At 41.3% G+C, this 15,943-nt stretch carries 12 protein-coding genes; 1 reads left to right on the top strand and 11 read right to left on the bottom strand.

All coding sequences use genetic code 11. The features are described from left to right. Positions 1-17 precede the first annotated feature (17 nt). From I7804_RS02015 to I7804_RS02030, 4 genes are all read right to left on the bottom strand, one after another. Positions 18-2,126, bottom strand: coding sequence for a glycoside hydrolase family 13 protein (locus tag I7804_RS02015; protein ID WP_248404691.1), 2,109 nt, complete (start codon positions 2,124-2,126; stop codon positions 18-20). Between the two features lie 420 nt (positions 2,127-2,546). Continuing rightward, complete coding sequence (locus tag I7804_RS02020) at positions 2,547-3,413, bottom strand: carbohydrate ABC transporter permease (RefSeq protein WP_242952715.1); 867 nt, start codon at positions 3,411-3,413, stop codon at positions 2,547-2,549. A gap of 97 nt (positions 3,414-3,510) precedes the next feature. Continuing rightward, the gene (locus tag I7804_RS02025) at positions 3,511-4,398 is read right to left on the bottom strand and encodes a carbohydrate ABC transporter permease (protein WP_022753800.1); all 888 of its coding nucleotides are present in this window, start codon (positions 4,396-4,398) and stop codon (positions 3,511-3,513) included. Positions 4,399-4,518: 120 nt separating this feature from the next. Beyond that, the gene (locus I7804_RS02030; protein ID WP_022753801.1) at positions 4,519-5,907 is read right to left on the bottom strand and encodes an ABC transporter substrate-binding protein; all 1,389 of its coding nucleotides are present in this window, start codon (positions 5,905-5,907) and stop codon (positions 4,519-4,521) included. Between the two features lie 298 nt (positions 5,908-6,205). Here I7804_RS02030 and I7804_RS02035 point away from each other — a divergent pair, with 298 nt between their 5' ends. Further along, positions 6,206-7,111: a helix-turn-helix domain-containing protein gene (locus I7804_RS02035; protein WP_022753802.1), complete on the top strand. Its 906-nt coding sequence runs from the start codon at positions 6,206-6,208 to the stop codon at positions 7,109-7,111. 431 nt (positions 7,112-7,542) lie between these two features. Here I7804_RS02035 and ftsH read toward each other — a convergent pair whose 3' ends face one another. The 7 genes from ftsH to I7804_RS02070 form a co-directional block, all read right to left on the bottom strand. After that, a complete protein-coding gene (ftsH, locus tag I7804_RS02040) occupies positions 7,543-9,420 on the bottom strand; it encodes an ATP-dependent zinc metalloprotease FtsH (RefSeq protein ID WP_022753803.1) in 1,878 nt (625 codons plus the stop codon). Positions 9,421-9,567: 147 nt separating this feature from the next. Then, entirely contained in the window at positions 9,568-10,092 is a 525-nt protein-coding gene (gene hpt / locus I7804_RS02045; RefSeq protein WP_022753804.1) for a hypoxanthine phosphoribosyltransferase, read from the bottom strand. 23 nt (positions 10,093-10,115) lie between these two features. Further along, positions 10,116-11,651, bottom strand: coding sequence for a tRNA lysidine(34) synthetase TilS (tilS, locus tag I7804_RS02050; protein ID WP_248404693.1), 1,536 nt, complete (start codon positions 11,649-11,651; stop codon positions 10,116-10,118). 81 nt (positions 11,652-11,732) lie between these two features. Further along, a complete protein-coding gene (locus tag I7804_RS02055; RefSeq protein WP_022753806.1) occupies positions 11,733-12,038 on the bottom strand; it encodes an FtsB family cell division protein in 306 nt (101 codons plus the stop codon). A 136-nt stretch (positions 12,039-12,174) separates the two neighbouring features. Next, complete coding sequence (locus I7804_RS02060) at positions 12,175-12,414, bottom strand: RNA-binding S4 domain-containing protein (RefSeq protein WP_022753807.1); 240 nt, start codon at positions 12,412-12,414, stop codon at positions 12,175-12,177. Positions 12,415-12,572: 158 nt separating this feature from the next. Next, complete coding sequence (locus I7804_RS02065; RefSeq protein ID WP_022753808.1) at positions 12,573-12,851, bottom strand: HU family DNA-binding protein; 279 nt, start codon at positions 12,849-12,851, stop codon at positions 12,573-12,575. 597 nt (positions 12,852-13,448) lie between these two features. Next, on the bottom strand, positions 13,449-15,791 hold the full coding sequence (locus I7804_RS02070) for a PEGA domain-containing protein (protein WP_248404695.1): 2,343 nt from the start codon (positions 15,789-15,791) through the stop codon (positions 13,449-13,451). Between the last annotated feature and the right edge of the window lie 152 nt (positions 15,792-15,943).

Below are 15,943 nucleotides of genomic sequence, written 5' to 3' on the forward strand. Positions count from 1 at the left end.
GCGGCATAAAGCCTTAGTTAATATCTTAATACAACTGATGAATAAGCAGGCATTGTCAAAGTAAGTGTCCATTCTCTGACTTTTAGCGCCTCCTTCTTAATGTCAAAGCCATCTTCTGTAGTTAATATAAGCCTTTCAAGCACGCAGTCTTTTGGTATTCCCAAAGGCTTTAAGTCCAGCGTTATTTCCTTTTCTTTTTTGTTATTATTTAAAATTATGACAGATGCTGACTTTGCTGTAAACCTTCCGTAGCTAAGGATTCCTTTAGCCTTGGTGTCGCCCAGCTGGATAAGAGCGCCTTCTGTGAACTCATCGTATTTTTTATGTATACTGATAATATTCTTGTGGAAATCTATAAGCTCTTTATCCTCATGTCCCCATGGATAGGTCCTTCTGTTATCAGGATCTGTATATCCGCATACTCCGGCTTCATCGCCGTAGTAGAGAGTAGGAGCTCCCGGCCATGTCATCTGAAGGACTACAGCTTCTCTGAATATGCCTTTATTGATGCCTTCATCTGCTGCCTCTGGCCCTTTCTTATCAGATGATCTTCCAGGTTTCATGTTGGTCCTTGTCATGAACCTTGAATGATCATGATTATCAAGCTGATTCATAGCAGTATACATAGAGAAGTTACCGAAGTTCTCTCCGATTGCCTTCTTCATCGACTTCCAGAAATAGGAGGTATTATTGAGTCTGTTTTTCCGGAAGCTGTCAGAATGCTTGTCTTCACCTGTAAGAAACCATGTAACAGGCTCCATAAAGGCGTCATAGTTCATGATGGTATCCCACTGATCTCCAAGGAGCCAGTTTCTTGAAGTACCATAATTTTCTGCTAGTATTATAGCTTCAGGATTAGCATCTCTTACAGCTTTTCTAAACCTCGACCAGAACTCGTGGTTGAAGCTCTCAGAATGTCCAAGGTCTGTAGCTACGTCAAGCCTCCATCCATCTGCATTAAAGGGGGCGCTTACCCATTTTCTTCCAAGTTTCAGGATGTACTGCTGCAAGGTTTCAGAGCCTTCAAAGTTGAGCTTTGGAAGTGTATCATAGCCCCACCAGCCGTCATAGGAATTGTTATAGGGCCACTTCTTTTTTTTCTTAAAATCAAAACAATTATGGTATGCGCTATCCTCTGATTCAAAGGCACCGCCTCCATATATAAGTTCTCTGTCAAGCCACTTATTAAAAGATCCGCAGTGATTGAAAACGCCGTCTATTATAACTTTCATCCCTCGCTTATGGGCTTCTTCTACAAGCTTAGCAAACAAAAGATCGCTTGCATCAAGATTTTTGATGTTAGTAACTCTATTTACGAATTGTGTTGCTTTCCTATTATCGGTAATATCTTTTTCCAGAGTATCGCCCTTATCTTCTACGATCTTGCCAAAGTGAGGGTCGATATGATCATAGTCCATGGTGTCATACTTATGGCTAGAGGGAGATGCGAATATTGGATTTAAGTACAGGACATCTACTCCAAGATCCTTTAGATAATCAAGCTTGTCTATAACGCCCTGAAGATCTCCGCCGTAGAACTCCTTGTAGCTTTCGGAAGGATGAGGATACTTGTCCCAGTCGCTTACTCTTACAGTATGACCACCGTTATAGTGGTACTCATCAGTCAGGACATCATTGGACTTATCGCCGTTACAGAACCTGTCTACGAATATCTGGTACATGACAGCGCCCCTTGCCCAAGAAGGAGCATGTGTTCCGGGGAAAAGGCGAAATGCCATATGATTATCTGCCGCGGGCTTTTTGGTAAATGCGCCCCTGTGGTCATAATAGACTATAGCCGGATCCTCTGTATTATCACTAGCAGCTTCGTCTTTATCTTTAGATGCGACCACCTTAAAGAAGTAGGATAAAGGCTTATCTCCAAGCTGTATCCTGACTTCATAATAATCAAATACTTCGCTTTCATATCCTGGAAGCATTTCTTTGACGCCGGTCTTATTCATAAGATTCATCTGGTACTCATATTCATCAGTGCATAAGAAAACCTTGTCAGCCTGCCCATGACCTGTCCTAAAATAGATGCTCACATCGCTGAATATATCCTGCTCGGCCTTATCAACATACTGCCCGGAAATATCATGGAATAACAAACTAAGATCAATCATAGCATCCCCTCTCCTGTCTATAGGTAACATATTGTATATAAGATAAACTAAGGTGCATCCTGTATCTTGTATTCTGCATCCTGCATACTGAACTGTTCATATTTTGATCAAAGTACTTGGCTAATTATTTGATATAAATAAACAGATCAGTATATATGCCTTAATAATTTTCGCATTTTTTCGTATATCGTCATTATAGCATATACCGCCATCGAAACTCCAGTATTAATACAAAATATCCCATCTGATATTAAAAGACATAAAAGCGCATGCCGTCTATATTTCAGGCAGCATACGCTTTTATTTTATATGGGAGTTATCATTTTCGTATATTTTCGTTTTTTAATTCCTTAACTCTATCTCTGAGGAGGACTTGCGTCCTTAGGGGGTTAACTTGCGTCCCTGGAGGGCCAAAATACGTCACCCCTTTACTGCTCCTGCAGTGAGGCCTTCTACTATCTGGTTACTGAATATACTATAGACGATAATAGTAGGAACGACCGCTATTACGATAGCTGCAAACATCTGTACATAGTTGGTTGCATACGGGCCTACAAAGTAGGTCAGTGTAACCGGAAGCGTCTTCTTCTCTGGATCTGATATGAATACCATCGATACCAGCAACTCGTTCCAGGTATTAACGAAGCTCATCATACCTGTTACGAAGATTCCTGTCTTGGACAGTGGAAGTGCGATTGAGAAGAATATCTTGTAGATGGAGCATCCGTCAATACATGCTGCTTCGAACAGTTCTCCCGGCATGCTTCTGAAAAAGCCTACAAGGATAAATATAGTCATAGGAAGAGCAAATGTAATATACGGGATTATGATTCCTATGAGGGAGTTGGTGAACCTGATCTCAAAAAGAGGCGTCTTTATTTTCATCTTAGAGAACATTACAAAAAGAGGAATCAGAACGCAGTGTACAGGAACCATCATTCCTATCATGAAATAGGTGAGAGTCGCATTATTAAATCCAAATCTCATCCTGGCAATTCCAAATGCTGCCATAGCTCCAAGAAGAAGGCTGACTGCCAGCGTGAATACACATACAAATACTGAGTTCCAAAGTGCTATTCCAAGCTTGCCCTTGGTCCATGCAAAGATATAGTTACCAAGCTGCCATACCTGTGGTAGTCCGAATGGATTGGAAAAGACCTCTGCATTGGTCTTAAATGATACAAGTACTATCCACACAAGCGGAGCTACATATAAGACAGCTATTATTGTCAGCACAATATATATGATGACTTTTGAAAGAGTTATCTTCTTCATACTTAACCTCATGTCGCGAGCAAAGCGAGTGACTAATGGTTCAAATTGGTGGAGCTCGCGACACCAATTTGGGTTTGAAAGTGGAACACTTTCAAACTTTTTGCTCCCCTTAGTTTTCAAAATCTTTAATGCTGATACATTTGTTTATGATAAATGTCACAAGAAGGCACATGATAAGAAGCACTATTGATATAGCACTTGCATAGCCGTATTTGAAGTATGAAAAGCCTTCAAAATAAAGCCATGTAGCCATTGTCTGTGTCTTGTTGTTAGGCCCTCCCTGTGTCATGTTATATACAAGGTCAAAGAATTTGAGTGATCCGATACATGTAAGCGATATAGTAGTTCTGGCCATAGGCTTTAATAACGGAAGTGTTACATAAAAGAAAGTCTTGGTCTTGCCTGCACCATCTATGTAAGCTGCCTCCAATAGACTCTTGTCAATCCCGGCTATTCCTGCCATATACAGCATCATAGTAGTACCTACGTAGATCCAAAGAGCAACTACGCCTATAACCCACATAGTAAGCGGTATATAGCCATTAACGGACATAAGCCAGTTAGGTCCCTGAATCCCAAATATCGCAAGGAGCTGATTAAGACCCATATTAGGTTTTAATATAAAGCTGAACAATAGTCCCAGTGCTGCCGAAGACAATACACACGGAAGATAGATGATATTCTTATAAACATTCTTACCATAGCGAAGTCCCGAAAGGATCGCTGCCAGGATCAGTCCTATTATCTGCTGAGTTATCAATGAGAAGATCATAAAGAAGATCGAATTCTTAAGAGACGTAAGGAATATATCATCCTTTGTGAAAAGAGCTTTAAAATTACCAAAACCAATAAATTTGGGTTTAGTTAATGCATTCCAATCACAAAGGGAAATATAGCCGGCGTATAATATAGGTCCAAACAAAACCAATGTAAAAAGAAGAGCCGCCGGTAGTATAAAAAACAGGATAGCTTTTTTATCCCTAAGTGCTTTATTCATAGCCTTCCCCCACTTATTACAGATGCACGGAGATATCCATTCATGGGGGATCATCCTAAGATAATCCCAAGATAATCTCCGTGCATCATAATGACTTGACTTAGTTTCTAATTGTCACTATTACTTCCACGCATTTTCTTTGTAGAAGTCTTCAATATTCTGAAGACCTTCTTCTATAGTCTCATCTCCCATTACGATAGAAACCATATTGTTATCGAATGTATCACCAGCTTCTACAGATACAAGTGACTCGTTATAGAATCCGATTGTTCCTGTAAGGTTTGCAAGAAGATCTGAAACATAGCCAAACTGCTTAGGAGCCTTGGATGTATCAACTTCTACCTTGGTTACAGGAATCTTACCAGCCTTCTCAGCTGTAGCCTTCTGAGCTGTCTCATCTGTGAGCATCTTAAGGAATGCAACACAAGCTTCCGGGTGCTCAGTTGTAGCTGACATAAGGACATTGTCTGTCTTAACGATCATATCGCCGATGCTGCCATCTACGCTAGGAAATGAGAATACGCCGCACTTATCTTCGATAGTTGTGGAGTTACCATTCATCTGAGCTATGCACCATGAACCCTGGATGAGGATAGCTGCTTCTTCATTATAGAAATGAGCTGTTGCATCATCATTGGAATCTCCAAGATATGTATCCTGGAAGAATTTGCTTATAGCAACGAGGTCTTCAACACCCTTTACACAGTTCTCATCTGTCCAGTGTGCTGTTCCTGCGTTAAGAGCTTTGGTATCAACACCTTCTCTGTTCATGCAGTAACCTGCAATCATAGAAAGACACCATGCTGTTGAAGCTGAGCATGTAAGTGGTGTATATCCTGCCTCTTTGAGCTTAGCGCATGCATCAAGGAAGCCTTCCATATCGGATGGAACTTCTGATATACCGGCAGCTTCGAACATCTCTGTGTTATAGAAACAGCAAGCGGCTGCAAAGTTTGTAGGAATTCCGTAGATATCTCCGTCATATGTAACTCTGTCGAACATACCACCTGCAAATGAATCTTTCCATTCTGTATCAGCATCAAGATACTGATTAAGAGGCTGTACAACTCCTGCGTCTACATATACATCTGCGTTAGGACCCGGATTACAGATAAGAAGATCAGGTGTATCACCTGCTGCGATAAGAGCATTAACCTTAGAATCATACTCTTCAAGATTAGTTGTTATTACATTTACATGATAACCGTTGTCTGCTTCGTTGAAGCGCTTAACAGTTTCAGCATACAGCTGTGTCATCTGGTCTGTGCTAGCTTCAAGATCATCCCAGAATACCCATGTGATCTCTTCTTCGTCAGCAGAAGCTGTACTTGTATCTGTGCTGTCAGTACCTGTGCCCGTATCAGTCGCACCTGAATCTGTGCCTGTGTCCTTTGCCTCATCCTGCGCAGGTGTAGATGTTTCACCAGTATCCGTAGAAACCGAACATCCGGTAAGAGCTGCTGCTACCATTGACAATGACAGCACGATTGATAATGCCTTGCTTTTCATAATAACCCTCCTTATCTTTTTTGCATCAGTTGTGTAACTGATGCCCCCTCATTTGTAATTACACCTTAAGGTTAGCAATATTACGTATGCTCATCTTTACAATGATTGCTAATTAATTACTAATTATTGCTATCCTTTTACCCACAATATTGATAATCTTTAAGACAAATGTTATATTTATGGTGCTTTCGGCAACGTAATGACTAATCTTACGAAAGTTTTTCGATTTTCTCAGTCATGTTGACTAAAATCGATGTGCAATTATTAGTAATTTTGTATTAGTAAAAGGGGGAGTATCATGATAGAGAATCTTAACGGGCTGCACGAGACCGTCAACTATGCGCCCACAGGCCGTGTCAGGCTCTATGAGAATGACGACTTCGAGGCATATCCTTCTCACTGGCATCTTCCTATAGAGATAATCATGCCCATCCAGAACAACTACAAGGTTGAAAGCTGCGGACATGTCTTTGATATAGCAGAGGATGAGATGATCTTCATATGCCCGGGTGTCATACACTCTATGCCTGCTCTTCCCGGCAAAAGACTCATATTCCAGATAGACATCTCTATGCTTCAGGCCATAAGCGGTTTCGATCATGTCGTATCACTTATATATCCTGTATATGTCGTAAGCCCTTCCAACTGCCCATGCTATGACCAGTTCCACAACCTGTTCAGGCAGATATGTGAAAGCTATACTCACGCAGGCCTTATGGCAGAGCCTGAGATATACACTTCTATGGCCCAGATGCTTCTGCTACTTGGTAAGAATTATCATCAGATCAATAATTCTCTTGCAGATACGAGTATCAAAAAGCAAAGAGAGTATGCTGAGCAGATCAACAGAATATGTGATTATCTTAAAATTCATTATGCAGAAGACATCAGCCTTGAGTCAGCTGCCAAGATCGCCGGTTTTAGCAAATACCACTTCTCAAGAGTATTCAAGCAGCTGACCGGTGTAACCTTCTACAGATATATCAATCAGGTCCGCATTCAGAAGGCCAAGCTTTTCCTTATGGACTCTGATTCAACTATTACCAACATAGCGATCAACTGCGGATTCAGCAGCATGTCTTCGTTTATAAGGATGTTCAGGATCATAACAGGATACACACCTACCAAATTCAGGAGCCTATATGACAGCAGTCTTACCATCCCCAGCGAGGATCCCGAGTCCTATGAACAGTTGTCTGGTTAATGTAATATTAGTAAGCGATATACTTCGCTTACTTCCTCTATAATCGAATCCTTCCTTTTTTGACAAAATCAGATCCCGCAAAAAGTGTTATAAACGCTCCTTGCGGGATCTGGTTTTTTAAACAGCAAAAAAGACAGCTTTAGGGGTTGCTGTCTTTTTTAGAGAAGGTATTTCTTTCTTATGGGGTATAGCAAAAAACTATATAATATTGGGGGTTACGAGTATTATAATAGCATCCGTACCCTATACTCACAATGAACAGGTTCAACAAAATTGCCAAATACATGTACGGGTTTTTGGTGATTTTTTCAGAGAAAAAATGTAAGCTCTTTCATTTCTTGTGATTTTAACCAATTATCCTGAAAAATCCCCGAAAATCTGCCTTTGGACAGTTCTTCGGGGATTCAAGTTTCTTATTGATCTAATAAAAATCAAAGTGAAAATGAAGGTTCAGCATCTAATATAGACTCGTTTCTATTGAAAAGAGCTTCAAACTCTTCTCTTCCGATCTTCTCTTTCTGTATAAGGAGCTCTGCTGACTTATGAAGCACATCCTGATTGTCCAGAATGATCTGCTTAGCCTTGTTGTAGCACTCGTCTATGATCGCTTTAACTTCTCTGTCTATCTCGCCGCTCATAAGCTCTGAATGGCTCTTTCTATGGCCTATATCGTATCCGATGAATACGTCATCTTCATTGTCATCATAATTGATAACACCGATATTAGTGGACATACCATACTTGGTAACCATATTTCTGGCCATATTGGTAGCTTTCTGGATATCATTGGAAGCACCTGTTGTGATATCGTCAAATACTATCTCTTCAGCGATACGTCCGCCAAGATCTACCATGATCTCTTCAAGCATCTTGGTCCTTGTAAGGAACATCTCATCCTTCTCAGGAAGAGGCATTGTATATCCTGCCGCACCAGCACCTGTAGGAATAACTGATACCGTATATACAGGTCCCACATGAGGAAGTACATGAAAAAGGATCGCATGTCCTGATTCATGATATGCAGTGATCTTCTTCTCTTCAGGAGAGATAAGATGACTCTTCTTCTCAGTACCGATACCAACCTGAACGAAAGCCTTCTTGATATCATCCTGAAGGATGTACGGACGCTTGTCCATTGCTGCATTGATAGCAGCCTCATTAAGAAGGTTCTCAAGATCAGCGCCTGTAAATCCAGCTGTAGTCTGTGCTATCTGTGACAGATCAACATCATCTCCAAGAGGCTTATTCTTGGCATGTACATTGAGGATCTCTTCACGGCCTCTTATATCAGGACGTCCTACTGTTATCTTTCTGTCAAAACGTCCCGGTCTTAAGATAGCAGGATCGAGGATGTCTACACGGTTGGTTGCTGCCATAACGATGATTCCTTCATTGACACCAAAACCATCCATCTCTACAAGAAGCTGGTTAAGAGTCTGCTCACGCTCATCATGGCCGCCTCCCATACCTGTACCTCTACGCCTTGCTACAGCATCGATCTCGTCGATGAATATGATACAAGGGCTATTCTTCTTGGCTTCTTCGAAGAGGTCACGGACACGGGATGCACCGACACCTACAAACATCTCTACGAAGTCTGAACCTGATATTGAGAAAAAGGGAACTCCCGCTTCACCGGCAACTGCCCTTGCAAGAAGAGTCTTACCTGTACCCGGAGCACCTTCAAGCAGTACTCCTTTAGGAATACGCGCTCCGACTTTAGTGAACTGATCAGGATTTTTCAAAAATTCTATGATCTCAGCCAGCTGCTCTTTCTCCTCCTGAAGGCCTGCAACATCATCAAGCTTGACTTTGTTGTCATCACCCACAGTCATTCTGGCTCTGCTTCGACCAAAATTGAGCATTCTGTTGTTGCTTGCACTTCCGGATGATTGTGATCCGTTCATCATAGACAGGAACATTACGAATATGATCACAACTACCAGTATAGGAAGCGCCCAGTTAAAGAGCCAGCTGTCATCAGATACATCTCTGACTTCTGCATCAATTCCGTACTCCATAAGGAGTTGTCTAACCTCTGTAACATTGGTCACATACAAGGTCTCGGTATTCTTATCATCATCTTTAAATTCGATGTTTACAGCACCTGTCGCATTTTCACCATTGGGAAGGATAACAGCGCTCTTAATGTCCCCTTCTTCAAGATCTGTCTGAAGTTTGCCAATAGTGTATGCCTGTGAGTCGGCCGTACGATTGCTGTCGCCGAAAAACTCAAGGACAACCAATAACAGGAGCAGAACTATGATAAATCCGAAGATCGTTCCAAAACTTCTTCTGCGATTTTCCACTACTTCCTCCTTTATATATCATCCGCTATACGCGGAAATGAACTTTTTTCATAGCACTTCACTATAGTTAAATTTGAAAAATCTGTTTTCAAAACCAAAATCAGTGCCTCGGTTAAAGCAAAAGCTCACGAGGTCCTCATATCATGATCAATCGAACTCAACAACTCCGATATAAGGAAGGTTACGATATCTCTGATCATAATCAAGGCCATAACCTACTACGAATTCATCAGGGATAACAAAACCTGTATAATCTACCTTAACATCTGTAACACGGCGATCAGGCTTATCAAGAAGAGTTGTAAGCTTGATGCTTGCCGGTCCTCTGTCTCCAAGCATCTTCATAAGATAGCTGAGAGTACGACCTGAGTCTACGATATCTTCTACAATAAGTACGTCCTTATCTTTAAGAGGCTCATCAAGATCCTTGACAATCTTAACTACACCGCTTGACTTAGTTGATGAACCATAACTTGATGCGCTCATAAAATCAAGAGTTACCGGAACTGTAATACGCTTAGCAAGCTCTGTCATATAGAAGCTTCCGCCCTTAAGTACACATATAAGATGTACTGTCTTACCTGCATAATCTTTACTGATCTGTTCACCAAGTTCTCTGATTCTCTTATCTACTTCCTCTTCAGTGAACATAACTCTAACTCTTTCTGCCATTGTTGTTACTACCTCATTCCTTTTTAATTTACTGATAACGCATCTATTTCAAGGATGTGTTTTGTACTAGCTGAAATCTCATATGCGCAGCTTGTGCGATAACCCAAGACCCACATAATGCTGTCGCCGTCTGCCATAAGTATCACGCTGTTTCGTTTATTTTCAGGGATTTTTGCATCTGTCATAAACTTTTTAAGACTCTTCTTGTGACCCTCTTTGTCTATGACAATATAATCACCGGCTCTTCGAAAGCGAAAAGTCGGGCACGATAGTATTTTATCATAATCAAACCATTTAGTATATGGCAAGCGCGGAACCTTTGAAATAAAATCTTCTGTGTCATCTTCTTGTATTTCGATAATACGCGCTCGGAAATCTGTATTATTAAAAGAAAAAATATATCCATTATCAGCTTTATTTATAGCCTCAAGATCAACAACCAGTTCATCATCATCTATAACAGCATCCCTGCCAAGAGCTATCTCAAGCTCATCATATGATCTTATAAGCCTGATACCGTATGGAAGATTCAGCTTCTTACTTCCTGCCTTGTCCATGCAAAGCCTGTCTGCAGCCTCTATATGAGCCTGGGTTATATCCTTGCGATGCATAGTCACAAGATCCAGCAGTTTCATGATGATATACTTACGGATGATATAGGGCTGACTTCTGTAGCCTTGAAGACTTAATCTGTAAGACCTATGCATGCCTTCATCATAGCCTGCGTTCTTGTTAAATCCCAAATCCTTACTATGTTCTATAGTCGTATTTAGTTCTGTAGTAGAATATGCTGTAGTCTTATTAAGTTCTATAGTTTTATCGGATCTTTCATCCTTATCAATACCGAATCCGTTGTCGTCAAGCCACCTTGCAGCCTGTGATTCGATATACTCCTGCGCATATGAAAGCTCAGCTGCCGCTCTGCTGATATGACTTAAGGTTTCTGAATTGATATCCCTTGTCATGTAAGGAAGGATATGATGCCTTATCCTGTTTCTGGTATGATCATCTTCAAGATTGGTCGCATCTGTTTTAAATAAGATATTCTGATCCTGTAGATATGCCTCGATATCTTCTCTGCTTGTCATAAGAAGAGGTCTTATGATCTTATCTCTAACCGCCCTTATTCCGGACAAGCCCCTAAGCCCGCTTCCTCTTGCAAGGTTCATGATAAAAGTTTCTGCCTGATCGTTCATGTTATGAGCAACTGCCAGCTTACCTGCCCCGATCTCATCCATCTTCTTATAAAAAAGGTCGTACCTTGCAAGTCTTCCTGCCTCTTCCTCTCCGATAGAAAGTTCTCTGGTCATACCGGGAACATCAATCTCTTCCAGATAAAAAGGCACTTTATAGTTATCACATAAATTCTTCACATAATCGGCATCCTCTGATGCTTCCTGCCGTATACCATGATTAACATGAAGAACTGACAGCTTAAAGGACAATTCATCCATAAGTGAATGAAGTAATACAAGAAGACATACTGAATCAGCCCCGCCGGATACACCTGCAAGGATGTGGTCGCCTTTTTGTATCATATTTTCTTTTCTAATAAACATTAGAACCTGCTGCCTTAGATCCATATATCATTCCCTTAACGTAAACAGTGCAAACTCCCTGACTTGCGGAAGTTTGCACCCCTAATTTGATTCTTTTTCAAAAATGATCTCGCCGGGATATACAAGCCCCAGCTTCTGTCTTGCTATGTCTTCTATATATTTACGCGTCTGCGTCTCTTTTACGAACTCATCGATCTCGGCGCTTCTTTGCTTCTCTTTGTCCATCTGAGTCTGAAGCTCTTCTATCCTTGCTTCATTATCACCAACCTGTCTTAGTAAATCTATACTCCTGACTGAAACTGCAAATGTAAGAAGCAGCACCACAATCGCTGCAAGTAGTACACCAAATCGGTTCTCCTTGCGTCTGGTTCTATATCTTGTCTTCATATAGAACTCCTCTCTGCGGTCTGGATTATATTATTTCTAGCTTGGTATTGATCAATTTCCGTAATTATGTAGACTAATAGCTACATTAATCTTACCACCTCGGGAGTTTCGGCGCAACGACGTTTTGTTATCAATATTAAATATATTTGTATAATTCACCTGCATTTTCCTTATGTACAGTCTCCTGCACATCAAGTACTTCTACACTTACGTCTTTGTTTCCAAACTGGATCGTAAGATGATCGCCTACCTTGACCTCGGTTCCTGCCTTAGCAACTCTTCCATTGATCAGAACACGGCCTGCATCACAGGCTTCGTTTGCAACACTTCTTCTTTTGATAAGTCGTGATACCTTCAAATATTTATCAAGTCTCATATTCACAGCTCCTTCTATGAACCGTATAAAACTAATCTCTAGCTTTACAAAAGCCTGCGAAGTATGAACTCCGCAGGCTATCAACTCGTGTCAAAACACTTATAGCTGATCTTTAGAAAAGGTCTATATACCTATTCTATTAAAATAATTCAAAGGAATTATTTCTTGTTTACAGCGTCCTTAAGTGCCTTACCAGCCTTGAACTTAGGAGCAACTGATGCTGCGATCTTCATTGTAGCACCTGTCTGAGGGTTTCTGCCCTGTCTTGCTGCTCTCTTAGCTACTTCGAATGTACCGAAGCCAACAAGCTGAACCTTACCCTTCTTCTTAAGCTCTGCTGTAACTGCGTCTGTGAAAGCCTTAAGAGCCTTCTCAGCGTCCTTCTTAGATAATCCTGCATCTTCTGCAATTGCTGCTACTAATTCTGTCTTGTTCATTAGGAAATTCCTCCTCTAAGATTGTAATGCGCTAAAATAGCGCTTCTTATTACCTGCTTCAAGCGGTATATATTTACTTATATACGTTTTCGCAAAAGCTGTCAAGGAAAATCCTTATTTTAAGCCATTTTTTAGCCTTTTTATTCCAATTTACTCCTAGTTTACTGCGTTTGAACAGATTCTTTTTTTCGTTTTACAGTAATAATCTGTGTTTAAAGGCGGACTCGATTTATAATAGCCAGATGAAACTTCGCACTTGCCAAACATACGACACTTCTTACGGCTGTACCGATGCGAGTAGTTTATAAAGTCTTTTCGTGTCTTGAAAGTGTTATAATTCAGGGCATGATATCTGGAGATTTATATTCCAGGGTTCGAAACTCGCTTCGCGGGGGCATGCGAACCCTATGCGGAATATGAATCTCCATCTATCACGCTCCTGAATTTTATAACACTTTCAAAAGAACACGAAAAGACTTTATAAACTACCCGCATCGGTACAACCATAAGAAGTGTCGTATGTTTGGCAAGTGCGAAGTTTCTGTATCTAATATATACACAACTTCCAAAAATCAGACTTTTACAGCCTCAAACTCCCTATTCTGTAGTTCCTCCTGTATTGGAGGAAGAAGGCGCAGTGGAAGATGATGTAGTAGCATTATCACTTCCTTCCTGAACTTCACTTTGATCAGCGCCTCCGGAGTCATCAACCTGACCTTGTTCGTCGGGGATGCTCTGATTATCTTCTTGATCTTCGTCGCCGCCATTTTGATCTGAGTTCTGATCTGTATTCTCTGTATTATCTCCCTGATTTTGGTCTTGACCGTTCTGATCTCCGCTACTTGACAAGCTGCCTTCATCAGATCCGTCCGTCGAAGCCGTATCTGATGCATCAGTACTTGCTGCTGACGATCCTTCGTCGGATGATGCCTCTGTAGATGCACTGCTGGCACTGTCAGAAGATTTGCTGCTTCCGGAATCAGGATCAGCAGATTCCTCTTTTTCCTGTCTGTCTGCATAGTAGTGGCTGTCTACGCCGTCATAGGTACTTACGCTAAGCTCTTCTTCGAGGGTCTTATATCCTTCAAGCTCAAGCCTTATAGTAGATGACCCTTGACTGTGAGCATCAGGCAGCTTTGCAAATCTGATAGCTTCATCGCCTTCTATCACGCCCATAGGCTCGTCGTCTACGAACACTTCGGTCCCTGCAAGAGCATATATATCTACATACCTTTCAAGTTCAGGGAATTCATACAGTTTGTCCTTCTTATTGCCGTCTACGTATATCGAATAGCTCTTGGTAGCATATCCATCACGGGTGAAGGTTATAGTATGGCTTCCCTTGACTTTATCAAAAGAGCAGGGAACTTCTCCAACTTCCTCGCCGTCCACATATAGATTAGCTCCAACCGGTGCATCCACATAAACGCCATATCCTTCTATCAAGGTTCCGTCCGGTTCTTCTGTACTTGCAGTGCTGGCAGATGCTGCAGGATCTTTTTTCAGTGCTTCAAAGGCGTACTCTTTATCTTTTTTCTCAGAATCAATACTAATAGTATAGTCCTTGGTGAGATACCCGTCTTTTTTCAGCCTTATTACATGATCTCCTGTTATCTTGGTAAAAGAACATGGAGATATTCCGATGTATTTGCCGTCGTCTCCTTTTTTGTTCTTGTCAGGATCAAGATATACTTCTACGTCAGAAGGGGCTGTTATCCTAATGTAATAGCCGCTTATAAGAGTTCCGTCCTTAACTGTTGTAGCGGTTGTAGATGCCTTGGCTGTATTAACTGTCTTGGCCTTGGACTTACTTGAAGCATTGTCACTGCTCTTATCAGACTCCTTGGATTTATCTTCGGTCGTTGTATTGGCAGTGGATGAGTCGCTTACAGAAGTCGCTGTAGTACTCTCATCTTCCTTCTCATCTTCCTTCTCATAATCTTCATCGACAAGAAGTGTTATCTCAACTTCTGCCTTGGAAGAGCCTACATGAAGATACTCCGAACAAGGAAGATACCCTTCTGCCGTCGCTTCGATCTTGTGAGTTCCATAGGCTAGTTCTATAGGCCACGACGGGTTAACCTCTTCGCCGTCTATATAGAGTCTTGCTTCCTGAGGGATGATATTGAAGGTGACAAGACCGAAGTTATATTCGATCTCTATCTGACTGGTATCCACTATGGTCTCTTTATCCCTGTCAACCGTTATAGTAGTCTCATAATCTACGCCGTTACCTGTCAAAAAGAGCTTGTAGGTTCCTTCAGGAACGCTCACAAGCATTCCGTCAGTTACGCGGTATATATTCTTATCACCAATCTCCAGATAGGATCCGGAGATGTCAGCATCTCCTACCATGTTGGATGAAAGGGATACATATCCGTGACCTTGCTTTACTTCTACACAGTAGATTTCTGTATCTATTCCGGTTACTTTGATATTGTCACCGGGGAGCACATCTGCGATGCGGCCTGACCTGCCATCTATCAGGATCAGTGTCTTATCAGTTATATGATAGTAACTGCTTCCTATCTGAGCTGTCTCAGTGCCTGCCTGAAGGTCATAACCGTATGACTTGTCGATAGTAAAAGCATCACCATTTATATCAAGACTGTTAAGGTGCCTTGAACCTGACAAAAAGGTGATATTGGCAATCTCTCCGACTTCAAGGAGCTGCGCCGAGAGTGCTCTTCCATATTCGCTATATATCAAAGTGGTATTGTCATAAGAAAGGGTATAATCACGTCCTGTATCATGATTACGGAACGTGATGGTATTGTTATCTGTATCGATTGATTTGATGATGGCAGTATCTGACGAATCATACTTGCCTACAAGAGAGACTGTGTTAACAGTCTGTGCATACGAGATGTCCGGGAAAAAAGTCAGCGCTACAACAAAAGCTATAATGGTTACGAATAAACTTCTAACATATCTACGCATATCCATCTCCCCTTTGAATAACCGTGGGCTGCACGCATTAAAAGCTGTGACCATAACAGGCAGGTTATGCCCAAGACTTTAACAAATAAAATCAACGCCTCATGTGAAAATTTGAACCATTAGTCACTCGCTTTGCTCGCGACATGAGGTTA

Origin of the sequence: Butyrivibrio fibrisolvens (genome assembly GCF_023206215.1) — a bacterium.
GTDB classification, from domain to species: Bacteria; Bacillota; Clostridia; order Lachnospirales; family Lachnospiraceae; genus Butyrivibrio; species Butyrivibrio fibrisolvens_C.